This is a genomic window from Mucilaginibacter pineti, assembly GCF_900101875.1.
Classification (GTDB): Bacteria; Bacteroidota; Bacteroidia; order Sphingobacteriales; family Sphingobacteriaceae; genus Mucilaginibacter; species Mucilaginibacter pineti.
On sequence record NZ_FNAI01000019.1, the window covers coordinates 62,969 to 85,897 of the forward strand.

The window sequence follows — 22,929 nt, forward strand, 5'->3', positions numbered from 1 at the left end:
TATTTGTTAAAAAGCAGCGTAACCGGGGGTTTGCGACAGCAGCCTGTTATTGGTTAACGTGGTACGGTCAACCGGCCATAACAGTGCGTAGGCCTGTGATGCCGGCAAAGTAGTATGTTCAAATACATAGCTATCGCCCGCCCTGCGCAGGTCATACCAGCGCTTTCCTTCGAATACAAACTCAAAAAAGCGTTCCTGTAAAATGGCTTCTCTTGGGTTGGCATCTACCGTTTGATTAGGGAAACCCTGGCTGGCGGCATTATAATTGGCGCCAAAGGCCCTTGCCCTTACCAGGTTAAGCTCCGTTACCGGCGATTCGCCCAATACTACTTTAGCCTCGGCAAGCAGCAGCAGCAGATCTGCATAACGGTAAATAGGGAAATCATTGGTGATTAACCTGGCACCCGCGTTTTGTTCGCCCTGGTATTTATCTGTAAAACATCCGGCAATTTTGAATGTGCCATCGGTTAATTTTTGATAAGCGGGCTGTATGCTGGCCAGCTTACGGCTGTCCTTGTCATCAAACTCCCTGAAAGCGGCTATCCTTACCGGGGCCCTGAGCAAGCCGCCCCAGTTATCTGTAGTTGGCGAAAACTGGCGATTGGCCAATGAATCGTAAAAATTGGAGATCAACCCGCTTTGCGGCACAAAACTACCCTGAACGAAAGCCATTGTTGCCTCATTAAGCTGGTAATGACTTACAAATATCATTTCGTTATTGCCCTTGGTGGTTGTGGCAAATACATCGCTGAATTTAGGCAGCAGCTGCAAGGCCGGTACACTGGTTTGAATGTCTGTAAGGGCAGCTTTGGCGGTGGTTGCGTCTGCAGTGCTCCCACCGCGGTTGGCTGTCCATAAATAAACGTCGGCTTTGAGCATCAGCGTAGCCGATTTTGACCAGTAAGATTTCAGGTTCCTGAAAGTGTAATCTGTTCCGAAACTGGCAATTGATTTGTCAATATCGGCCTTAATAAGCGTCATTACATCTGCTGCTGATGAAGCGGCCTTTGCCAGGTTGGATATATCAAGCGTAGCGCCGGAGGTAGGTTCGGTTTGTATGATCACCCCGCCCCAGGTACGGTACAGCTGGTAATAATAAAACGCACGCATGCCGTATGCTATACCAAGGTAATAGTTCTTGTTTGCGTCGGTTACTACGGTTGTGGTATTTAACTTACTGATGAGCAGGTTAAGCTGGTTAATGTTATTGTAAAAACCGCCAAAACTACTTACACCGGGGTTATCCAGATTTAGGTTTTGCGTCCACAAACGTTCCAGACCTTGTGTGGCTTCGCCGGTAAAAGTTCCGTTGGTACCGGGATCGGTTGCAAAAATATCTGCACGCATTTCGCCCAGAATCTGGAAAGCAGAATTGTTTGACCTGAACTGAGTATGCACACCAGCCACAAAAGAATCGAACTGATCGGCAGTTTTCCAGAAGTTGCCATCCGTTACACTGCTTACAGGTGCAAGGTCAAGCTGCTTACGGCAGGAGCTTGCTGATATCAGGATAAACAATCCTGATAAAATGATTAATGAATATTTTTTCATATCAAATACTTTTTAAAATTAAAATGAGGCTTGTACACCCACTACATATGTTTTAGGCGTTGGATAAGTACCCTGGTAAATACCCGTTAAGGAACCGTTGGATACCGGTGCTTCTGGTGTAGGGCCACTAAATTTTTTCATGTAGAACAAATTCTCGGCACTGGCAAACAACCGCATTTTTGACAGGAAATGTGTTTTATCAAGCAATGATTTAGAGAAATCATAGGATAAAGTAATTTCCCGGCAAGCCAGGTAATTGCCGCTTTCATACAGGTTGGAGTTATTGCCGTTTAAAACCGCCGAGGCATTATTACCCCTGGTATAGTTTTGTTTGGATCCTACTACCTGATCGGCATAATAAACCTTTGGTATATCGGTATTGGTATTGGTTGGCGACCAGGCCTGTTTTTGCAGGTCGATATAGTTGAAGGTACCCTGGTAGTTACCTAAAGTACGGGCCACAAGATCATTATAAATGGTATTGCCTAAAGTATATTCAAACCTTGAGTAAAAAGAGAAGGCTTTGTATGCCACGTTTAAGTTAAAACCACCTGTCCATTTAGGATAAATGTTGCCCAGGTAAACCTGATCGCGCGAGTCGATGGTGTCGTTCTTATCCACATCCTGCCAGTTCACATCGCCCGGGGTTATGTGTCCGCCTTTTCCTGCGGGCAGGTTTGGCCCGGTTATGCTGGCTACATTATCTATGCGGTTACCTGCGGTTGCCGCTACGTCTGCCGCATCTTTAAATATAGATACCTGTTTGTAACCATATATCTGGCCTAAAGGCTGTCCTTCCTGGATGCCGCCTACCCAGATAACCTTGCCCGATTTTGGGTCATAAACCTGTAAGCCGCCTTGCCTGTTGTTGGCGTTGCCATTGTAAGGCAGTTTAAGCACCTTGTTTTTTACATAAGATGCGTTAACACCTACATCAACCCGCAGGCCGCTTGGGTTATTAATTACATTTGCTTTAAGTGTAAATTCATACCCCTTGTTTTGTAAGGTCCCCAGGTTGGTTTGGATACTGGAGAAACCGGTGTAGCTTGGTAAAGGCAAACTGGTTAGCAAGTCGCTGGTGATGCGGTTGTAATAATCAAACAGGAAGCTTACCCTGTCATGAAAAAAGCCCAGATCGGCACCAATATCTGTAGTGCGGCTTTTTTCCCACCTTAAATTGGCGTTGGTTAAACCGGTATTCAGGAAACTACCCTGACCGTTATATAACGTTTGGGCAGCGTATACACCCTGTACATCATAATTACCTAAACCGGCAATATTTCCATTTGAGCCATAACTCACCCGTGGTTTAAGCGTAGAGAATACTTTATTTAACCCCCAATTTTCAAAGAAGGCTTCCCTGGTAACGTTCCATCCTGCAGACACACCGGGGAAATAGCCAATACGGTTATTAGGGGCAAGCTGCGAAACACCGTCTTCCCTTAAAACAAACGTTAAAAGGTATTTATTATCATAACCATAATTTAAACGGGCAAATGTTGAAATGATCCGATTTTCGGCCTGCGAACTGGTGTTGCCACCCACGGCAAATAACGTTGAGGCGTTTGCGGTGGATATATTGTCTGTTGGCGCATTTGTTCCGTCAACCTGTATGCCTAAGGCTTTTTGATCGTAATACTCGGTACCTATCATTGCACTTACATCATGCTTGCCAAATGATTTGGAATAATTAAGGATAGCGTTATAGGTTTGCTGAAAAGTTCTGGAATAACCGGCAATTGCCTCCCTGCTGGTACTGCTATACGATGGCGGGGTGGCAAACAACGTTGCGTAAGTTTGTGTAGCCTGTTGAAATGACTGGTTGATCTGCTGGTTCAAATAACCGCTGCCCGATACTTTTAAAAACAAGTTGGGGGTAATATCCCATTTAACAGCTGCATTGGCGGTTATCCTGTCTACCTCGTTGCTGCGTTTTAATTTACCCAACCAGTACAGGGGGTTACCGTCGGCGATGGCATTACCCGGATTAGGCAGCGTTTTGGCGGCATCAAGCCATGGGTTAAAAGTTGGCCATAAAGCCAAAGTACGGTACAGTGAATTTACATCGCCGGCAGGCGCGCCTAATTGCGACGAGGTAGAAAATGTTGCACCGGTAAATACTTCAACATTTGGTTTTACTTTGTAGGAGCCATTAAAATCGCCGGAGTAGCGGTTGTAGTTTGATCCTACTATCACCCCATCTTCATTATAATAATCTAAACTGGCAAAGTACTTGCCTTTATCGTTGCCGCCCATCGCGCTCAGATAATGGTCTTGTGTGCGGGTATTTCTGAACAACACATTTTCCACTTCCTTGCTGTGGTCTTTATAAATGATCTTACTGCCAGGATTTGCCGGATCGTCCAGATCTTGCCAGCCTTGTGATAAAAGACCAACATTTGCCGGTGTTTCGGCCTTGATATCAAATGAAGCAAGGTTTGCGGCATCGGTCAGTAATCCATATCCGCGGGTAGCGTTGATCTGCGCCAGGGTCCTGCCCGAGTTTACGTTGCCCAGGCGGTTATAATAAATATAATCGCCGGCATTCATATACTTGTAGCCCGGCCGTTGCTGGTTAAAGCCCTGGGTAAACTTATAAGTTATTTGCGCTACGCCAGATTTACCTTGCTTGGTGGTTATCAGTATTACGCCATTGTTGGCCCTTGCACCATATATTGCGGTTGAGGCCGCATCTTTTAAAATGTCTATTGAAGCAATATCATCGGCCGGGATATCATTGTAGGCGCGGATAACCCCGTCAACAATTACCAACGGCGCTCCCGGACTATTTATTGATGCCCCGCCCCTCAGCACGATTAGCGGAGTTGCTCCCGGCGCACCGCTGGCATTCACTACCTGTAAGCCAGATACTGTTCCCTGCAGGGCGCTCCCGATATTTGCCCGGGGTGCGGTTGCCAGCACTTTATTGTCTAAAGTAGCAATGGCACTGGTTACGTTTTTACGCGATTGCGTGCCGTACCCTATTACCACAACTTCATTAAGCGCCTTGTTATCGGGTTTAAGGGCTACGTTAATTACTATTTGCTCGCCAACTTTTATCTCGCGGGTGGTATAACCCAAAAAGCTGAACACCAATACATCATTGGCCGATGCATCAATGGTATAGCTACCGTTAGCAAGAGTTGGCCCGCCTTTGTTAGTGCCTTTAATGGTAACACTTACGCCCGGCAGCGGGCCATGATCGTCGTCAGCGATGACCTGCCCGCTGATCTTTTTGGTTTGGGCCTGTGCAAACGTAAAAAGCAATAAGCAAATTACAGTAAGCAAAGCCCGGTGAGGGGTAAAATTTCGGTTCATTTTAAATTGATTAGTTTTGTATTATGTCATACATAATACAATTATAGGAAATTATATTTTATATTCACAAAATAAATCGGGATATATTTTTCATTTGATTATCTGAGTGTTAGGAATACACTTACAGAATTTTGATAATTATTGACAGCTATTTGTATGTTTGCATCAAGAGAAATATGAACAATAACGGCCTCATCAAAAACATTAAAAATGTAGATACCAGTTCGCTGGTAGACAGGGTTGAAAAAAACCTGATAGAGTTTTTTATTGAAAAAAACTTTAAGGTGGGCGATTCCATACCAAAAGAGCTGGAACTCTCCGTATCCCTGGGTGTAAGCCGAACGGTGATTAGGGAGGCTCTGTTGAGGCTGCGGTTAATGGGCCTTATTGATTCAAGGAAAAAACGAGGTGCGGTACTTACCAGTCCAGACCTGGTATCGGTACTGGAAAAAAGCATGAATCCGCAAATATTGGATACCGTTACGCTAAAAGAGATCTTTGAAATGCGCCTTGCGCTGGAAATTGGAATAGCGGATTTTATTATAGAACGCATAACCCCCCAGGATATAGCAGAACTTAGATCGATAGTGGCCGTGGAGCCTGCTAAAGCAGAAGCAGCCATATTTGATGTAGAGCAGGAAATAAAATTTCACGGAAAGCTATACGATATTACCGGCAACGAAACCCTGCGCAAATTTCAGAAATTGCTGCTGCCGGTATTTGATTACGTGCACCAAAGCGGTTTGCTTAAAAAACCTGTTAAGCTCAAAAAATTTGTTTCGCACGCGGGATTGATCGATCTGATGGAAAAAGGATCGGCAGAAATGCTCAGGAACGGGATGCGTAATCACCTGGAAAACCATTTCGCGCGGTTATTTGAGTAAAGCGCAGCGCATGCCGAATAACCAGGGATGAACAATAAAAAAGCCTGCAAATCACAAATTGCAGGCTTTTACACACATTACTACATTTAATCCCCCAATTAAATTATTGAGCCTTTGCGGTTATGGTATAGTTCATACTGTATACCCAATCGTTAAAATTCACAAAAATAGTTTTCTCCATGGTGCTGTTGCTGCAGGCTATTACATCTTTCACCAGCACCTTATCATGCTGAATACCTTTATCGTTTTCCAGATGTACTGTTTTTTTATTGAAAAGGGTTTGTGGTGCAATGATATTTACAAGGTCAACCTTTTGCATGGAATAGGCAGCTATGTACTTTGTCCAGATATCTATAATGGCCGGGTTTGAGGAGTTGTTGATATCATTTGCCGATAAACTGAACGAGCGACCCGAATCCATATTGGTTTTACCTGCAAACACCCTGGGCTGCTGGCACACACCAACCCACCAGCAAACCACTTCCTGCGATTCGGATGTTTGGTTGGCGATGGTTTGTCCGTTCACGTAAACATCTGTCCACTGGCTTAGGCCCAATTTTACGGCTTGCTGGGGATGATCAGTTTCAATACTGTTAAGGTGAATGGTGAGCGTATATTTTTTATTTATGTTAACAGTACCCGCAACAATCATCTTTAAATTATCGGGGATTTTAAACTCTTTTACCTTGGCCATTGAGGCACTATTGCCAACCTGCTGCCCTGTTAACACCTGGATGCGCCTTTGCCTGGCATTATCCGGAAATTTCACGGTGATATTTGGTAATGCCCAGGCGCCTTTATCATTTGTGGTAACAGTATAGTTTTGCGGCAAATAAGGACTTTGATGCCCGATAACAATGGCCTGCCGCGGTTTATCCCCACCCTGCGATACAGGAGTAATGTGTACCGTTACCGTTGAGCCGGCAACACCGGTACCCATAAAGTTTATGGGCTTGCTAAAATCGGTATTATCAACCGGCGACAGCAGTGCCGGCGGCGGTATTACCATCACCTGCGACTGTTTTAGCTTTTCGCTGTTTATTACAACCGGCTTGCGCACTATTTGGGCGTTAACGCTTAAGTGGCTCAACAGTATGGCAGTTGCAAGGCCAAAAAGGATTGGTTTTATATGGTTTTTCATGGTTGAGCTATCTACTGTTTGAGATTAAGGTAATTGCTAACATCGGTGTAGCTATTTAGGTTGATATTGCTCTTTTTCATGCCGGTAACAATGGTACCCGTTAAAGCCACAACCTTAAACCTTAAGGTTGGTATGTTGTAGGTATTTAACTGTGGCGAAGTAGTTGCGGCGTTCGAAAAAAAGAAATGCAGCCGTACTTTGCCTACATCTGTTTGATAGGCAAAATTCAGGGCATATTTTCCAATACCGTTATAAAATGAGTAAGGTAACGGAAGCCATTGATCTTTATAAAAACCGGGGGTTGATTGATAGTAAACCATCACAATACCGTTGTCGTTTAAAAAACTTTGGGTAAGCAGGGTGTTGGCCCTGTCGTAATACCGGCTAAAGTACCCGCTTGATGTATTGGGAGCTGTGGCCACGTAATAAGTTGAATTATAAAGCCAGGCCTCGTTTTTAACCGTGAAGGTATCTATCTTAACATTGGCATTGCCGGTGGCGCCTTTAGGGCCGGCAACGCCGGTATCACCTGTTGTGCCTTTAACACCTTGTTCACCCTTATCGCCTTGCGGACCAACCGCACCGTCCTTACCGCAGCTGGCGGCAAAAGTGGCCATCGCCAGTATAAAAACTAAATTGCAGATCTGTTTTTTCATGGTTCATTGATATTTGTTGAAGTATGAAACCAATTTAAACAGATGCCGCAAGCTATTTTACGATAATGAGCGAGCAGGCCGTTTAGCCGGATAAACCATATAGTTTGGCTTAGGGAAGGTTTGGTATTGGCAGTTAGTGTTAACGAAAAAAGCGAATGAGTTTCCCCATCCGCTTTTCGTGATCATTAAATTATCACCGGTTTTAACCAATCATTCCTTCTATTATTCTGGCAACGTAACTACGGGCTGGGTGCCGGTATTGCAGGTAAAGTTTTGATAATCGCTTGCTGTTTTAGGTACAAAGCCGCCTGTAAACATGCTATAACCTGTACCGCTTACGCTTGCGCCGTAATCTACCCTTGAAAAAACATCGTCATGGGTGGTAGTGGTAAATTGTCCATTCTTCAATTGTACCCATGATCCGGCTGGGGTTACTATCCATTGGTTTTGGGCAAGCATGGTACGGCCTTTATAGCTGTTTAAACCGCCGCCAAAATCTTCAACAAAGGAGTAAAGCCCATCCATATTATAGGTACTGATTGGTTTGTAATACTTAGCCATCAGTTTCCATTGATTGTTTAGATAAATAAAACCGGTATAGGTAACTCCTCCGGCATCGGGCACCGAGTGCACTAAAAACTTATAGGTAGTGTTTGCCGCCCAGGAATAGGTGGCAATGGCATGCCTGCCGGTTCCTTCATTACCAAATACCTCTTCGGTAGTTACCAGGCTGCCTTTTGATACAAGTCTTACTGCGTAATCTGCCGGTACCTGGTTAGGGTCGTTCCCGTCATAATCGCTAAATACCGAGAAAATTATGCGGCGCTCTGTAGGGCTGTTAACCTGTATACCGAAATAGCCTCCGTAAAAGCCATTGGCCATAAAAAAGGTGTTTACCAGATCGCTCCCGGTAGATACTTTAATTTCATTATAAAACCATGAAGCTACGTTACCCGATGGAATGCTGTACCCCACATGTATAGCCGGGCAGGTACGGTAAGTTGATTTATTATAATAGGCGGTAGTAGCCGGTGTGCCCGATATAATGAGCGCTTGTACATCGGCATAGTAACCGCCCGGTTTTGTTTTTCCTTTTATCTGAAAGTATTTGATGCCCGTGCTTGGCACATTTAAATTACCAACTGTTATAGCCTGGTAACTATTGCTTTGGGGCACGTTAACATCAACTATCTGGCCATCATAATAAATGGTGACAACACCCGGCCCATCCGGAGATTTAGCCAGTAATTTGGTAGCGATGGTACCCGTTTGGTTAAAGGTGACGTACACCCGGGGTATATCGGCATTATTTGTCCAGTTGCCAATTCCCGTACTGCTTATATCAACAGAATTTTCGTCGGGTACGCCATAGGCATTTCTTAATAAAATAGTGTCGGGCACTACACTTACAGGAAACGATCTGATCGCATCTCCCACAGGTACAGTCGGCGCATTTTCCTTTTTACAGGAATTTAAACTGATGGAAAGGGCAATTAACGAAACTGCCGCAATTAAAGCTGTTTTTCTCATTTGTTGTTTGGTTAGATTATTTAATTTTATATTAATAAATTTAACGAACCGCCATCAGCAAAATCATTTTATTTCTACGCAAACGTTTGATTAATAGGAAATTACGGCATTTTACCAAGCCACTTGCTTTTTATAACCTTGTTTATCTTATTAAAATGGAGATGTATTAATTATCTTAGTTTTATAAACCACCTAAGCTGCAGTATGAAATCAATATTTGACCAGGCGACAAGCGATGAACTAATTGGCCGTATTAATGCACTTACTAATGCAAGCACCGCGCAGTGGGGCAAAATGAATGTTTACCAAATGGTAAAGCACTGCAATTTATGGGAAGAAATGATTTTAGGTAAACCGGTTTATAAACAAGCCTTTATTGGCAAGCTGTTTGGCAAACTGGCCCTGAAAAACCTGTTGAAAGATGAAAAGCCAATGGGCCGCAATTCGCCCACAATACCGCAATTGGTAATCAGAGAAAACGGAGATGTTGCTGCCGAAAAAGCAAAATGGATCACATTTATTAACGGGCACGTCAATTTTTCGAACCCTGATTTTGTACACCCTTTCTTTGGCAAAATGACCAAAGAGCAGATAGGCCACTTAGCCTATAAACATGCCGACCATCATTTAAGGCAGTTTAATGTTTGAGTTTTACGCAACAGGCTGCGCGGTAAACATACCGGCATAGTATTTACGGTAGGCGTACCCCAAAAGCAGGTTAGGTACAACCAGTGTAACGCCCATTAACCAGCCCGAAGGCACCAGGAAAGTGTGAAACAGCAATACATTTAAGCTGATAGGAAAAAGCACCACCGCCGAAAATGCCGGATACCTGTTGAATAACAACGATAAACCGCAGGTTATCTGTATTACCTTTTGCATAGGGTAAAAGTAGCCCGTACCCTTTAACCCGGCTATAAAAGCACCCGCGGCGCCGGTGTGTAATGGCTGGTAAGGGATAAAATGCAAAAAGTAATCGAGCCCGAACACGAGGTATAAAAAGCCAAGCAGTATGCGGGAAATTAACGCCGTAATTCTCATCTATATAATTTGTTTTTTATGGTGATGAAGCTATCATGAGCGGGTTTATACATTCCCGTTTGTGAGCGGTAGCTCATGACGGTTTCATAACAATTTTTGAAAATATGATTGGCTCAAAACTTGGCAATTACATCCATATTTTCAAATGTTAGCCGGGTTTTATCGCTTTAAATAAAAAATAGAGGTTGTTGAACCTGTAGCGCTTGAGTTTTTACCGGTAATTACCAGGCTATGCGCGCTTATAGTCACGGTGGCATTGGTTAAAGGGGCGTAAGCGTTGTTGGTAGTTAGCACATTAGCGGCAGATAATTTATAGGTGCAGGGATAAGGGTAGGCCATACCGTACCATACTTCCTGAAAATCGCCGTTGGCCATAAATTCAAAGTAATCCCCATCTGCTGCCGGAAGGTTTCCCGTAACCGGAATCTCCCCATTAACTGTATAATTGCCTTCCACCGTTACAGAATCGCTGATGAGCGTCCATTTGCCAACAATAGAAGTAGGATCGGTAACAGTAGTAGTAGTAGTGGTATCAACAGGCGTAATGGTTTTGCCGGTGTTAGGATCTATTTCTCTTGTGGTAATAGTTACTTTTTTACAGGAAAAAAAGGTTAGGGCCAGTATCACACCGGCGCAAAGGCTCAGGTTGCTTTTTAATGTTGATTTCATTGGTAACAGCTACTTCAAATACAATTGCGATAAAGATACAAATGATTGACAGTAAAGTAAATATAAATTAAAATCGAAATTAAACAGCCACAGGCTCCGACCGGCGACTTTCAACAATGCGCTGCCTATGCTCGGTGCCCCAGGCGCGCAACGCTTCCAGAATAGGGCCCAGGGTATCGGCATAAGGGGTTAACTCATACAGTACCGTAACCGGCACAGTATCAAATACCTTGCGCTCAACAAATTCATTCATTTCCAAATCCCGCAGTTCTTTTGAAAGCACCTTGGGAGTAATGTCCTGCAATGATCGCTGGATATCTTTAAACCGCTTGGGGCCGTTTACCAGCGCAATTATAAGCGGCATTTTCCATTTACCATTAAGTACATACAGCGCATCGCGCACAGCATTAATACTGGCCAGGCATGCCTCGGCGGTGGGTTTGGTTTTGTATTGTATCATCATTGCAAATATCGCTACTATCCAAAAGGATACCGGTATCCTTTTGGATAGTAGTATCTTTTTAATACCAAATGTAGATAGGTTTGCCCAACAAACAAAATTTAAAAAAATGAAAATATTACATTTAATATCAAGCCCCCGCAAGGCCCAATCTGCCAGCATTAAACTGGGCAACGCTGTTGTTGAAAAAGTACAGCAAGCTAATCCAGGCAGCACATTAATAGCACATAACCTTTCTGAAACCACATTTCCGCATTTAGAGGAAGTGCATTTGCAATCGTTCTTCACCCCGGCCGAAGGCCGCTCGCCCGAACTTACCGAAGCCGTTAAACACTCAGACAATGCCATTGCCGAATTGAAGGCTGCCGACGTTATTGTGATAGATGTGCCGATGTACAACTTCACCATTCACACGGTGTTACAGGCTTGGATAAACCACATTGCGCGTGCAGGCCAAACATTCAAATACGATGAAAATGGCCCCGAAGGGTTGGTTAAAGGCAAGAAGGTATACCTGGCTATAGCATCCGGCGCAATATATAGCAGCGGACCCTATAAACCCTACGATTTTACAGAACCTTACCTGAGAACAGTATTGGGCTTTCTGGGGATGACCGACGTAACCGTATTCCGGGCCGAAGGTTTGAGTATCCCTGACCTACAGGCTACCGCCTTGGATAAAGCAGTAGAAAGCATAGTGCTGTAACACAATTTTAGCGTCAGGATCTCAGCAGTTATTTGCTGCTGAGATCCTGACGCTTTTTTAATATTTAATGGTAACAGGTTTAAGGCCCCGGCGGGTTGCTGTTATGGTTATAGCTCCCGGCTTTTCTCCGGCACGTACCAGTACGGTGGCTATTCCGCCCATCGCCTTTACCACCCGCGGACCAACAATTACCCCATTCCCTTTAACCGTGAAAGTAACCCTGGATGTATTATCCAGGCACATTACGGTTCCTTTTTTATCAGTAATAAGAGCGTTTACAAAAATAACATCAGCGCCGTTGGCAGCTAAATGCAGGCCCTGGTCGTCGGGAATAAGGCGAAGTTTGGTTGCTTTTAAGGGCGTATTTACGTTTTGTGTGGCCACTTTTTTGCCTTTTATATAGCCAATCGCGGTTAATTTACCAGCCTGCCATTGCACATTATTAAACGTAAACGGTGGATGATCAAGATGTGTGCTGTTACCGCCATCAAAGGAGTTACCGCCCTTTTCAAAGTCGCCATAGTCGGTATCCGGTCCGGCATCGGGTTGTTGTTTTTTGAACAGTTTACCGTTTATGTAAAGTGCTACCTCATCACAATTGGCGTATACAACTACCTTTTGGGGTTGCGTGGTGGGTGTCCACCAGTTGGCTATAAAAACCTCGGGCTTGTTATCCGCACCGAAAATGCTTTTTGTGGGACTTAATTGGCTCCGGTAAAAATAATAACTGAATTTGGGGTGACGGTACACATCCATTACGCCCCAGTTTGATGTATTTTTGCTAAAAGCTTCAAAGCCATCAAAAAATGCCCAGTTGGCATCGCCTATGGTCCAGGGGTAATAGGCAGGGCCTTGTAACAGGTTGTGCTCCCACTGAAAGTTCCAGGCATTTTGCAGTAACGCCTTTTCGCCGTCGCCCCGGTTTACGCGGGTTGTTGAAGTAGCGCCGCCAAATTCATAATCGCCGTATTCGCGTACAAAACCAGCCTCCTTTGGCTGAATATTCTGCGGGCGGGATATGGGATCCTCCCAACTGTTATAAGGCACATCCCACTCGGTATGTTTAGCGCCGTAGGTATCGCCCGATGTAAAAAAGTTATCGCCCGGATACTCCTCATGCGCTACGCGCGACGATTGTATGCGGAAGCTATCAGACGGATAGGTTTCATTCAGGCTCACCTCCCACATAATTACCGAAGGGTGGTTCCTGTCCCTCCTTATCATTTCCCGTATATCTTTAAAAACCCGGCTTTTAAACAGCTCGCTATCATTAAAAAATTGCCAGCCCGGAATAGGGTCGCCCAGCATTATACCCAGCGAATCGCAAATATCATAAACCGAAGGGTCCTGCGGATAATGCGAAAGCCGGATAAAATTGAAACCTGCCTTCTTTATCCGCTTCAAATCACGAAACTGTGCTTCGGCCGTGAGCGCGTTACCAACAACGGGGCAATCCTGGTGGCGGTTGGTACCAACAATGCGCAAAGGCTTATCATTAAGTTTGAATCCTTCGGCTCGGCTGTAAGCCAATTTCCTGATGCTTATCTTTTGCGAAAACCTATCCACCAGTTTCCCGTCGCTCCACACCTCAGTTTTAAGCCGGTACAACACCGGCGCATCCGGCGACCATAGCCGAGGAGTGAGTACCGTTATTTTTTGATCTACCTCTGCAACCGAATTAGCATCAACTACTGCCGAGGCCGATACTGAGCAAAAGTCTTCTGTACCGATGCCCAGGATCTGCTTTACTATAACCGCCCCATTTCTATAAGCCGCTGCATTTTTAAGCTGCGTTTTTATCAGCAAATCGGCACTTGCTGCCGATATATTTGCGGGGCGCACAAACACACCGCCACCGGCAACAGTGTTGGCGTCGGTAGGGTCGGTAATGTGCAAGGGGGCTTTAACCACCAATTGTACGCTGCGGTAAATACCGCTCCAGTACAAAAAGCCCAGGGTAGCCAACGGCTTACCGGGTGGCACATTTTTATTATCTCGGTTATCAAGCCGTACTATTACCTCGTTTTTGCCACCGGTATTTAAGTTACCAAGCGGTACATTAAACGGCAGGTAGCCGCCCTGGTGCTGCATTACAAATTTACCGTTCACCCAAACAGATGCCGTTTGCATGGCACCCTCAAAATGCAGATAAACAACCTTGCCCTTGTAAGCCGGCGCAGCGGCAAATTGCTTACGGTAATAACAAATACCTGTAAACTGGTTAATACCGGGGTTTAGTTCGTTTTCATATCGGGCCGGGTGGGGCAACGATATATTGAGCCATTTTTGACTGCGGATAAGCGGGTATTCGTTTTTGAAACCGGTTATGGCTTCCCTCACTTCGCGGGCAATGGCGCTATCGGCCGGTTCGTTTTTATTAACAATTTTTTCCTGGTTAAACTGCGAAGCGAAGGACGTGCCCTTGCGTACTTCTATAGTAGTTTTCAGCATAGCGGCAGAATCTATCCTGAACATTTCCCAGCCATGATCAAAGTTGATGGTTTGAGAAAACGCGGGCAGCAGGATGTTAAGGAGGATTACCGTTAAAAATAACTTTTTCAAATTTTATATTTTAGGAGATAAGGAGGCAGCATTTGTGCGCCGGATGAAATCACCCCGGGGCATCAGCACAATCAGCCAACTAAATATAGGCACATAAAAAGCACGCTGCCAAACAGGGCAGTGAAATAAAACCGCGCAAACGTTTGATAAACCGCATTTTAAACGTTTTATGGTTCGAATTTGGAGAGCTCCGGACGTAAACTTTGCAAACGGTTCGACTCACCCCGTCTGCGCTGCGCTGGACACCCCTCTCTACGGCAAGCCGCAAAGAGGGGAATTGCATTTGTTTGAAATAAACTTATTTATCTAAATATTTTTTTTACCCTCTTTCCGCCGAAGGTGAAGAGAGGGTCGCCCGCGTAGCGTGGCGGGGTGAGTCGTCTTGAATTTACAGAGCTGGTTGGATAAATCAGTCGAAGTATAAAACTTTCCTAAGAAGCACTTGACTACTTAACTGCTATCAGTGTTTTCAACTTGTTCATCAGCGCGTCGCCCCGCAGATCGAGGGCTATTATTTTCCCCTGCGGATCGAGCAGGAAAGTAGTTGGGTACGCCAAAATATCGCCATAACCTTTTATTTGTGTGGCTTTACCTTCGGCAGTGATATTGGGCCAGGGGATATTGTGTTCCCTTAGAATTTTCAGCGTGGTATTCTCGTCGCGATCGTCTACAACGCCTACTATCTCCAGGTTGTTACGGCTGTATTTGGTGTAGGCTTCTTTTAAAAAATCAAATTCCGCAATACACGGGCCGCAGTAAGTACTCCAAAAATCAATGAAAACATATTTACCTCTTAAGTTAGCCGTGGCTACTGCCATACCCGTTTGTAACTGCGGGTTTATGTTTACGCCCCTTATTTCGGGCGCTTTAAAACCAAGCTGCCTTGATACCATTGTTGCCTTAACGCCCTTGCCTACTGGCTTGGCTATCGCCGCCTTGTCCGATCCAAAGCCGCTGATATCCGCGCCGGTTAGTACAACATCGTTACCGTTATTGGTAATGTCTGATAGTTTAAAGTCGTCGTCGCCAACCTGGGCAAACTGACCGGTTCTGATAGATTTTGCCTTTCCCAAACCGGTAAAATATGGCCTATCGGGTACTATAGTAAAAAAGGGCATGCTCCGGTTATCGTCGGCAATTATCATATACGGTTTGCCCTTGTATTTAAACTGCATGTACCTGAACTCAGGAAAGGAAAATTGCAGACTAAAATTTTGAGGATTATGCGATTGCTGCAAAAACACCAACTTGCTTTCTTCCTTTATCTGCTTCTTAAACAAATAGCTCAGAGTTACCGGCACTGCCGAACTAACTATCATACTTTCATCATACACATTTTTTAACACGGGTTTTAAAGCGTCGTCAGCATAGTCGCCATTGTTATTGGCATCAACAATATACACGGGCTCGTTAGCCGTGTTAAAGCCTGCCAGTACGGAGATGTAACATTTAAGCGGCCGGCGAGAGAGCGTCACGGTATCGGCAGGACTAAAATGCAGATCAGTAAACTTCGACATCAGAAACTCCTTGTTGAACAAACCCGAAACATAGTTTTGGTAATAGAATTGTGCCTCGTTGGTCATGTAAAAATATTCGATAACACCCGTGAGGTTTGCGGGCTTGTTTTTCATAACGGGGTAGGCTTTGGATTCCTCCCTAAAGCGGGGCACATTGCTGTTCCTGTAAGAGTCTGCCGTCCCTATTTCAGAACTGCTAAACCCTGCCGGACCAACACCTGCAACTTTATTTAAATGAAAAGTGATGGAACTTGCCTTTTGTGTGGCCATTGCCGCCACTTTTAAAGACCGTGCAAGGGCAGAATCCTTACCCGCGGTTTGACCATAGGCCAGCACGCCGTTAACAAGCAAAGCAAAAACAACAAGAGGTATTTTATACATGGATATAGGGATAAGGCAAAGTAATAAAAACCGGTACAGGGGATATCCGGCTTTTCATTCAGACCAAAATAAAACATTAAGGTTTAAAAACCTAAACGCTTTTTACGCTCCCTTTATTTTGAACCGATACCGGGATAGTTTTTCAGTTTACCGGCATCAAGTGCGAAGGATATTTTATCGATATAACTAAACAGCAAAACAATTAACCCGGGGATGGCCGCCAAGATAAGGCGCTGGTAATCGGCGTAACCACCAAATATAGCAACCGCTATTTGTCCAACAATCAGCAGCCAAAGCATAAAGGGCAGCCAAGGCACTTTTTTCAGTTTGATCCACTGGGCAGCTATCAAACCAAAAGTGGGAATCAAAAAAAGATACAGCAAATTGAACGTGATATGAAACAGCAATCCTTCCAGTTCCTCAATCCTGAAGGCCAGAAAGCTAAACTTATGACCGGCGTAATTGATAAACATATTTTGGGTTTGCAGCTTAACAAGGGTATCATAAATATACCATGCGTAAACCATCTTCTGATTTTTTATGCAGTTCATCAAAAACCGGTGAACCCGTTCGCCGTCAAACCTTACCATCAGGTTTACCATCGGTCCGCGCTGCGCCTCGGGTTTTCGTAACTGTACAAAATTGTTTTCGATGGCTGCGGAGATCTCGGGGTCGTTACCATTTTTATACATATTGGCATTCAGGATAACAGCCATCTGGTTATTGTTGCTCACCGCCGAAATGCCGTTGAAACCGAAGTGCTTTTTGTTGAGGTTTGAATAACCTATTAACAACGCAATAACAACAAACGATGCCCCTAAACCCCAAAGGCCGGTTTTGCGTTCGGTCTTAAATACTATCAGCCTTAGCAGCCAAAAAACCATCACCAATGGCAGCAGGTATATAAAAGCGGGGCGCAGCATAATGGCCAATAGCACCATCAAACCAAGTAAAACAGCTTTTATGCCCGCAGGGCGATGCAAATAACTAACCAGCAGGTAAAGCACAACAACCATAAAACTAACCGAGAGCGATTCGGTAATGAGCACCTTATCGAAGTTTATTACGGGCAGCATCACCCCATACAACAACGCCGCCGCTATAATTACAGCACGCTTTTTAAAGGCCATTTGCACGGTTCTATAAAAGGGAATGATGCTTAAAAACGAAATAAAAATTTGTGCGGTAACCACATTATCCACCAAGTTTTGCCTGCCGAACAACCCTGTCAATTTAATAAAATACGGGTACACCGGGGTACGCAGGCGTTCTGTTTCGCCAAGTAAAATATTGGCATTATAGTTAAGATACGATGCCGTATCCACCGCCTTCGTATTTAACAGCACCGAATAATAGATTCCCCGCACAACCGCACTCACCAGCAGAATGCAGCACAGATCGGCAGAGATGAAATTAAGCCACGGCATAGCATGGCGGCACTGTTGTGCAACAGAAGTCAGCTTTGCATTAAAAGCATTTCTTTTAGTGGTCATGAAGGTATTTGCGCGGGCCCTATAGTAGAATATCGTTGGCAAGATGAGAAAGGTTGCTTTGGGGCCCACATTTCCATCGCTCGCCCCTCTCGAGAGAGTAATAGCCCATCAATAGCCATAAAAACGTAAGCAGATTTTCTAACTCCGTAGCAGTATCGTGTTTATAGGTATTTTATGGGTATCAATAGCTCCATAGGAGCTTCCTGTTAAATAAGGAGGCACCTACGGAGCCAAGCCTCTATTATATTAAACTATAAACACGTAGCCCCGAAGGGGCGGGCAGGTAGCCTATCAAACTTATTTATGATATCTCTGTCTACTCATGGGCTATTACCAACGAGAGGGGAATTTAAAAACGAGCAGCGGCCCTCGTGCGATTCCCCTCTTGAGAGGGGGGATGATATCTCTGTCTACTCATGGGCTATTACCCTCGAGAGGGGAATTTAAAAACGAGCAGCGGCCCTCGTGCGATTCCCCTCTTGAGAGGGGGGAGGGGTGTGTTTCTCAGCACAAAAAAAGGCGCCCTTTACAAAGGGCGCCTTTTTTATAAATCTAAAACTTATGATTTACCATTTTATCAAGCCAGTGTGCGGGCTGGTGAAGGCCAGTACACCTGCTATAATAACGTATAACCAGCAGATAACGTAAACGATAACAAAAGGCTTTCTTTTGGTTAGCATTTCCGGGTAAAGGATTGGTTTACCGGCAAATTTACCGCGTGGTTTGTTAGGGAAAAAGAATGTTTTGTATGTTTCGATAGTAGCAATGGTAAAACCGATGCTGCAAAGACCGATGGCTAAAAAGTTATCTGTTAAGTTAGCGGCAACCCATCCCCAGAAATAAGCGATGCTTGGGCTGCGGAAAAATTTAAATGTTTCAAAACCTTCAATAGGGGCATCTTTCCAGGCACCACCAAAGGCCGAGATCCAGCCACCGATAGCAAGGATAAACAGGATAAGATAAGGGTTCCATTGAACACCACCTTCTTTGTAATGACCCCACATGGTGATGATACCGTAACCTATACCAAAAATGATAGCTACGTAAAAGAATGCAGCAATCCAGCGGTCGCGTTTGCTTTCAACAACTTTACCAAAAACGTGCAGCTGCATCGGGATAAAATATTTTGTTTGATCGGATGTACGCAGGAATGATTTCCAAACCTCTACGGTTAACCTCTCGCCTACATAAGTACAACCCCAAAGCAGGAATATACCATTCGCAGTAGTAACATCCAACCCAGCCCAGATAGCTATCAGCGGTGCATATATCATAGATATGATGGTACTGCGGAAATATTTAGGCCATTCAAAACCTTCATGTGGTGAATCTTTGTACATACCCCAGGTTGATGTATGTAAACCGGCTGTAAGCCCTGTTAAAATTGCGATGAGTATTAGTTGCATGCTTTAATTGTATTGTTAATTGCAGTGTTGATAAGATGTATTTTTTTAGGGGGCAAAGGTATAAAAAATAATATAATTGCAGTTGCGTGTTGGTTATATGACGCTTGTTTGATAAGCCTGCTCAATCAGCTCCACATCGCGCCTGGCCATTTGCAGGTTAAAAGCCGCATCTTCGCCGGTTTTAAGGGCATGTATAAAATCGGTAAGCATGCCTTTGGCACCGCCAATATCGGCTATGCCGGGGAATATCAGCTTCCATTTTGGGCCGCGTACAAAAATGTATAACCCGTTCGATTCAAATTTTATAGAACCCTTACTGCCGAACACACGGGAGTTACGCAGGCCTTTAAACAGCGCGTTAACCTCCCAGGAATATAACAGGGTACCTATAGGGCCCTCGGCATATTTGGCTACCACCTGCATACTGCGTTCGGGCTTGCCGGTATTTGATGGCTGAAAACCGGTTACCGATTGTACGGTTAAACCCAGGTTGGAGATAAAATTGATCCAGTGAACGCCGCCTTCAAACAATGCGCCGCCGCCTGCCGTTCCTGCATCGGCACGCCAGTCGGTTACCGGCTGGGTTTTGGTGGCGTTAAAAAACATGAATTTTAAATCGCCTATGGGGTTTGTGGCTAATACCTCGCGCAGTTTTTTAAGGGCCGGTTTGTAAAAATAGTTTTCGGCCACAAACAGCTGTACGCCTTTTTCCTGTCGAAGTTTGTCGATGGTATCAAAATCGGTAGAGTAGAAAAATGACGGTTTTTCGCAGATGACATGCTTGCCGGCCGTCATGGCTGCTACCGATAATTCCAGGTGGCTATCCGGCGGGGTGCAAATGAATACCACATCCACATCCGGCGATTGGAGGGCGGCCGTATACGAAGAAAAGAACCCTTTTCCCTTGTATTTATCGGCATACTCCTTTGCCTTGCTTTCGGCCCTGCTGGCAAAGTACAGATCAACACCCGCAAAGCCGTTGAGTCTTTTGGCGTGTTTACCGGCTATTACACCACAGCCTAAAAAGACTATCCGTACCTGGCCTTCTACCTTTTTATAGGTCGACATATTTATTTTTAGTTTGATTTAGTGATTATCTCGCCCACCCGCAGCGCGTTTGCCGCAATGGTTAGGCTTGGGTTTAGGGCGGCCGATGTTGGCATTACGCTGCCATCGGTAACATATAAATTCTCAATACCACGGAAACGGCAGTTCTCGTCAAGGGCCGAGGTTTTTTCGTTAGCACCCATGCGCACCGTACCCACCGCGTGCGAAAACGTGCGGATCTCATGTACATAATGGGTTAGCGCTCCCGCGCCCTTCATGATCTTTTTACCCTCATCGGTTAAAATTTTCATGGCGGCATTATCCCTGTCGCTATAATTATGGTTGATAATAGGGCGCGGCAAACCAAATTCATCAGGATTTGAGGCATCGATAGTTAAAGCATTATTGTACTGCGGCTGATCTTCAACAATAGCCAGCAAGCCACTCAACAACTTCACCGCCGGACTCAGCATTTTCCCTAATACACCTTTCAGCTCATTTTCAACCACGCTGCCTGGGGGCGTTGGCATTTGCTGCAAACTGCCCAGTTTATTAAACTCCGGCGCTTTGGGGTGCCCGAAATAATAATCCAATATAGCCAGCTGTTTATGAAAGCGTCCTTCCTTATCTGCAACGCCGGGGAAAATGCCAAATATAATGGAGTTCAAATGCCGCATGAGATAACGGCCCACCACATCACCGCCGGGGTTATATTGCGGCAAACCCGATGACAGCAGGATATGCGGCGTACCCAATGAACCGGCAGCCAGTATAAATTTATCGGCTGTAAACGTATGTTGCTGTTTTGTTGTTTTAGACACACAGTCAACACTTACAATGCGGCCGTTTTGTACGTTTAATTTGGTTACCACCATGTTGTGCTGCAACCCCATACCCTTTGCCATAAGCTGCGGGATAACGGTTGTAGCCAGATCGTTTTTGGCGCTCACGGCACACGCAAAGGTATCGCAGGTTTTGCAGTTAAGGCAGGTTTGCCTGCTGGTATCTTCGTAGTTAATAGCCAGCGGCAACTGAAAAGGGTGCAAGCCCAGTTTTTGCGCGCTGCTTTTTACCTTTTGCGAAATATTTGCCAAGGCGGGTGCGTGCTGCGGCAGCGGCGCACTACGGCGGGGTTCTGTTGGGTCGATACCTGTTTCGCCAGAGATACTCAGGATACCTTCGGCCTGGGTGTAATAGCTCTCCAGGTCGTTATATTTAATGGGCCAGCCCTGCGCGTCTTTACCCTCTATCTGCTCATTTTTTTCAAAATCGGCCTCACGGAAACGGAACGATACACCGCCATAAAAAACGGATGGGCCGCCTACACAGGAGTATAAACCCATGGTTGGTTTGTTACCGCCAACGGGTACATATAACAGGGAAGATTTATCGTAAAATGGAGAAAGATCAATAGAGCCTTTAGGGCCCCAGTTTTCTTCAACGCTGCGTTTCACCCAGTCGCCGCGCTCCAGCATTAACACCTTCATCCCGGCATCAACCAGCTGTTTAGCAGCCATTGAACCTCCAAAACCACTTCCAATTACAATAGCATCATAGCTATTCATATATAAAAATTTAAGGGCGGCAAGATAAAGATATTAACTGAAAGTTACCCGCGTGTATGCATAACGGGTTTGTCAAAATGCAGATAGGAATTAGGGATTATTAATTTTTTGCGGCAGAAACAGGGCTGCTATTTACAGATTGGTAAGTTTGTAAATTTGAACTCCCTGCACCAGTAAGGAATGTTTTCAGCGTAGCCAATTGATCCGTATTTATCATATCCACACCCGATGCTAACAGGTAACGCCATACGGCTTTGTTTTCTGGCGCGGCATATAGTCTTACTTTTTTGCCTTCGGCATGGGCTTGTTCAATTGCCATTTTAAATTTTGCATCTTCCTTTTCGGACAAGGTTCCCTTACCCGCCCAATGCAAAAACCTGGAATACTTACAGCTCGACATTAAATACACATCGGTGCTTTTAGCAGTGTTTTCATTCAGCCGATCGTCGACAAAAGCGTATCTTTTGGTTTCGTTTTGGATAGTAGCGACAGGCCTGTTGCCCGATAACACAATAGTTATCAACCCCGGGTAGATCACCCCGTTATCATAGGAAGTAAGTAACGACGAGTATTTGGCCAGCAGTGGCTTCAAGGCCGCATAGGTTTTATCGGCCCCGGTTTTAATATCGATCATTAAGGTGATGGGCTGCTGATAATTGGAGTAAATAGCGCCCTTGTTGTTTTTTATATAATCAGCAAGAGGTTTAAGATACAAAGCTTCTAAAGTTCTTTTCGATTTAAAATAGGGGAAATAATGTGCTACTATCAGCTTATCATTTATCAAGAAAATGTCTGCTTCGATATTGGTAAAGCCATTATCCAGGGCCTCGTACAATGGCTTTTTACGCAGGTAATCATTATGGGAAAACGCGTTGGCTAATGGAAAAACCTGGCCCAGGCAACTTGTTGCAGTAATGAGCATCAATGCAAATACCGGCAAGCTTGTCCTGAAAAGTTTAGTAGTACGCCCCATAATTCAATTACCCTAATGTGTTTATAATA

At 44.8% G+C, this 22,929-nt stretch carries 18 protein-coding genes; 3 read left to right on the plus strand and 15 right to left on the minus strand.

What is annotated here, in order from left to right:
• Nucleotides 1-6: 6 nt before the first annotated feature.
• Both nanU and BLS59_RS27640 read right to left on the minus strand, forming a co-directional pair.
• The gene (gene nanU / locus BLS59_RS27635) at nucleotides 7-1,551 is read right to left on the minus strand and encodes a SusD family outer membrane lipoprotein NanU (protein WP_091155923.1); all 1,545 of its coding nucleotides are present in this window, start codon (nucleotides 1,549-1,551) and stop codon (nucleotides 7-9) included.
• 18 nt (nucleotides 1,552-1,569) lie between these two features.
• Nucleotides 1,570-4,869, minus strand: coding sequence for a SusC/RagA family TonB-linked outer membrane protein (locus BLS59_RS27640; RefSeq protein WP_091155926.1), 3,300 nt, complete (start codon nucleotides 4,867-4,869; stop codon nucleotides 1,570-1,572).
• 176 nt (nucleotides 4,870-5,045) lie between these two features.
• Here BLS59_RS27640 and BLS59_RS27645 point away from each other — a divergent pair, with 176 nt between their 5' ends.
• Nucleotides 5,046-5,753 carry a FadR/GntR family transcriptional regulator gene (locus BLS59_RS27645; RefSeq protein ID WP_091155929.1) on the plus strand — a complete coding sequence of 236 codons (708 nt, stop codon included), beginning with the start codon at nucleotides 5,046-5,048 and terminating at the stop codon, nucleotides 5,751-5,753.
• Between the two features lie 103 nt (nucleotides 5,754-5,856).
• Here BLS59_RS27645 and BLS59_RS27650 read toward each other — a convergent pair whose 3' ends face one another.
• From BLS59_RS27650 to BLS59_RS27660, 3 genes are all read right to left on the minus strand, one after another.
• The gene (locus tag BLS59_RS27650; RefSeq protein WP_091155933.1) at nucleotides 5,857-6,894 is read right to left on the minus strand and encodes a hypothetical protein; all 1,038 of its coding nucleotides are present in this window, start codon (nucleotides 6,892-6,894) and stop codon (nucleotides 5,857-5,859) included.
• A gap of 11 nt (nucleotides 6,895-6,905) precedes the next feature.
• On the minus strand, nucleotides 6,906-7,550 hold the full coding sequence (locus BLS59_RS27655; RefSeq protein WP_091155937.1) for a collagen-like protein: 645 nt from the start codon (nucleotides 7,548-7,550) through the stop codon (nucleotides 6,906-6,908).
• A gap of 222 nt (nucleotides 7,551-7,772) precedes the next feature.
• A complete protein-coding gene (locus BLS59_RS27660; RefSeq protein ID WP_091155940.1) occupies nucleotides 7,773-9,080 on the minus strand; it encodes a DUF3472 domain-containing protein in 1,308 nt (435 codons plus the stop codon).
• A 204-nt stretch (nucleotides 9,081-9,284) separates the two neighbouring features.
• Here BLS59_RS27660 and BLS59_RS27665 point away from each other — a divergent pair, with 204 nt between their 5' ends.
• Complete coding sequence (locus tag BLS59_RS27665; RefSeq protein ID WP_091155944.1) at nucleotides 9,285-9,728, plus strand: DUF1569 domain-containing protein; 444 nt, start codon at nucleotides 9,285-9,287, stop codon at nucleotides 9,726-9,728.
• A gap of 3 nt (nucleotides 9,729-9,731) precedes the next feature.
• Here BLS59_RS27665 and BLS59_RS27670 read toward each other — a convergent pair whose 3' ends face one another.
• From BLS59_RS27670 to BLS59_RS27680, 3 genes are all read right to left on the minus strand, one after another.
• The gene (locus BLS59_RS27670) at nucleotides 9,732-10,121 is read right to left on the minus strand and encodes a hypothetical protein (RefSeq protein WP_091155947.1); all 390 of its coding nucleotides are present in this window, start codon (nucleotides 10,119-10,121) and stop codon (nucleotides 9,732-9,734) included.
• A 159-nt stretch (nucleotides 10,122-10,280) separates the two neighbouring features.
• Nucleotides 10,281-10,790 carry a hypothetical protein gene (locus tag BLS59_RS27675; protein ID WP_091155948.1) on the minus strand — a complete coding sequence of 170 codons (510 nt, stop codon included), beginning with the start codon at nucleotides 10,788-10,790 and terminating at the stop codon, nucleotides 10,281-10,283.
• Between the two features lie 79 nt (nucleotides 10,791-10,869).
• Nucleotides 10,870-11,253, minus strand: coding sequence for a winged helix-turn-helix transcriptional regulator (locus BLS59_RS27680; RefSeq protein WP_240315360.1), 384 nt, complete (start codon nucleotides 11,251-11,253; stop codon nucleotides 10,870-10,872).
• 106 nt (nucleotides 11,254-11,359) lie between these two features.
• Here BLS59_RS27680 and BLS59_RS27685 point away from each other — a divergent pair, with 106 nt between their 5' ends.
• The gene (locus BLS59_RS27685; protein WP_091155956.1) at nucleotides 11,360-11,956 is read left to right on the plus strand and encodes an FMN-dependent NADH-azoreductase; all 597 of its coding nucleotides are present in this window, start codon (nucleotides 11,360-11,362) and stop codon (nucleotides 11,954-11,956) included.
• A gap of 57 nt (nucleotides 11,957-12,013) precedes the next feature.
• Here BLS59_RS27685 and BLS59_RS27690 read toward each other — a convergent pair whose 3' ends face one another.
• From BLS59_RS27690 to BLS59_RS27720, 7 genes are all read right to left on the minus strand, one after another.
• Entirely contained in the window at nucleotides 12,014-14,518 is a 2,505-nt protein-coding gene (locus tag BLS59_RS27690; protein WP_091155960.1) for a glycoside hydrolase family 2 protein, read from the minus strand.
• 446 nt (nucleotides 14,519-14,964) lie between these two features.
• Nucleotides 14,965-16,416: a TlpA family protein disulfide reductase gene (locus tag BLS59_RS27695; protein WP_091155964.1), complete on the minus strand. Its 1,452-nt coding sequence runs from the start codon at nucleotides 16,414-16,416 to the stop codon at nucleotides 14,965-14,967.
• A 113-nt stretch (nucleotides 16,417-16,529) separates the two neighbouring features.
• The gene (locus BLS59_RS27700) at nucleotides 16,530-17,909 is read right to left on the minus strand and encodes a glycosyltransferase family protein (RefSeq protein ID WP_091155968.1); all 1,380 of its coding nucleotides are present in this window, start codon (nucleotides 17,907-17,909) and stop codon (nucleotides 16,530-16,532) included.
• 566 nt (nucleotides 17,910-18,475) lie between these two features.
• The gene (locus BLS59_RS27705; protein ID WP_091155972.1) at nucleotides 18,476-19,315 is read right to left on the minus strand and encodes a hypothetical protein; all 840 of its coding nucleotides are present in this window, start codon (nucleotides 19,313-19,315) and stop codon (nucleotides 18,476-18,478) included.
• A 93-nt stretch (nucleotides 19,316-19,408) separates the two neighbouring features.
• Nucleotides 19,409-20,383: a Gfo/Idh/MocA family protein gene (locus BLS59_RS27710; protein ID WP_091155977.1), complete on the minus strand. Its 975-nt coding sequence runs from the start codon at nucleotides 20,381-20,383 to the stop codon at nucleotides 19,409-19,411.
• Nucleotides 20,384-20,391: 8 nt separating this feature from the next.
• Nucleotides 20,392-21,927, minus strand: a complete 1,536-nt coding sequence (locus tag BLS59_RS27715) for a GMC family oxidoreductase (protein ID WP_091155979.1) — start codon at nucleotides 21,925-21,927, stop codon at nucleotides 20,392-20,394.
• Between the two features lie 100 nt (nucleotides 21,928-22,027).
• The gene (locus BLS59_RS27720; RefSeq protein WP_091155983.1) at nucleotides 22,028-22,900 is read right to left on the minus strand and encodes a phosphatidylinositol-specific phospholipase C/glycerophosphodiester phosphodiesterase family protein; all 873 of its coding nucleotides are present in this window, start codon (nucleotides 22,898-22,900) and stop codon (nucleotides 22,028-22,030) included.
• Nucleotides 22,901-22,929 lie beyond the last annotated feature (29 nt).

Excerpts from the sequence above, each read along its gene's own strand:
- nanU (WP_091155923.1), bottom strand. The coding sequence starts at position 1,551 with ATGAAAAAATATTCATTAATCATTTTATCAGGATTGTTTATCCTGATA.
- BLS59_RS27640 (WP_091155926.1), bottom strand. The coding sequence starts at position 4,869 with ATGAACCGAAATTTTACCCCTCACCGGGCTTTGCTTACTGTAATTTGC.
- BLS59_RS27645 (WP_091155929.1), top strand. The coding sequence starts at position 5,046 with ATGAACAATAACGGCCTCATCAAAAACATTAAAAATGTAGATACCAGT.
- BLS59_RS27650 (WP_091155933.1), bottom strand. The coding sequence starts at position 6,894 with ATGAAAAACCATATAAAACCAATCCTTTTTGGCCTTGCAACTGCCATA.
- BLS59_RS27655 (WP_091155937.1), bottom strand. The coding sequence starts at position 7,550 with ATGAAAAAACAGATCTGCAATTTAGTTTTTATACTGGCGATGGCCACT.
- BLS59_RS27660 (WP_091155940.1), bottom strand. The coding sequence starts at position 9,080 with ATGAGAAAAACAGCTTTAATTGCGGCAGTTTCGTTAATTGCCCTTTCC.
- BLS59_RS27665 (WP_091155944.1), top strand. The coding sequence starts at position 9,285 with ATGAAATCAATATTTGACCAGGCGACAAGCGATGAACTAATTGGCCGT.
- BLS59_RS27670 (WP_091155947.1), bottom strand. The coding sequence starts at position 10,121 with ATGAGAATTACGGCGTTAATTTCCCGCATACTGCTTGGCTTTTTATAC.
- BLS59_RS27675 (WP_091155948.1), bottom strand. The coding sequence starts at position 10,790 with ATGAAATCAACATTAAAAAGCAACCTGAGCCTTTGCGCCGGTGTGATA.
- BLS59_RS27680 (WP_240315360.1), bottom strand. The coding sequence starts at position 11,253 with ATGATGATACAATACAAAACCAAACCCACCGCCGAGGCATGCCTGGCC.
- BLS59_RS27685 (WP_091155956.1), top strand. The coding sequence starts at position 11,360 with ATGAAAATATTACATTTAATATCAAGCCCCCGCAAGGCCCAATCTGCC.
- BLS59_RS27695 (WP_091155964.1), bottom strand. The coding sequence starts at position 16,416 with ATGTATAAAATACCTCTTGTTGTTTTTGCTTTGCTTGTTAACGGCGTG.
- BLS59_RS27700 (WP_091155968.1), bottom strand. The coding sequence starts at position 17,909 with ATGACCACTAAAAGAAATGCTTTTAATGCAAAGCTGACTTCTGTTGCA.
- BLS59_RS27705 (WP_091155972.1), bottom strand. The coding sequence starts at position 19,315 with ATGCAACTAATACTCATCGCAATTTTAACAGGGCTTACAGCCGGTTTA.
- BLS59_RS27710 (WP_091155977.1), bottom strand. The coding sequence starts at position 20,383 with ATGTCGACCTATAAAAAGGTAGAAGGCCAGGTACGGATAGTCTTTTTA.
- BLS59_RS27715 (WP_091155979.1), bottom strand. The coding sequence starts at position 21,927 with ATGAATAGCTATGATGCTATTGTAATTGGAAGTGGTTTTGGAGGTTCA.
- BLS59_RS27720 (WP_091155983.1), bottom strand. The coding sequence starts at position 22,900 with ATGGGGCGTACTACTAAACTTTTCAGGACAAGCTTGCCGGTATTTGCA.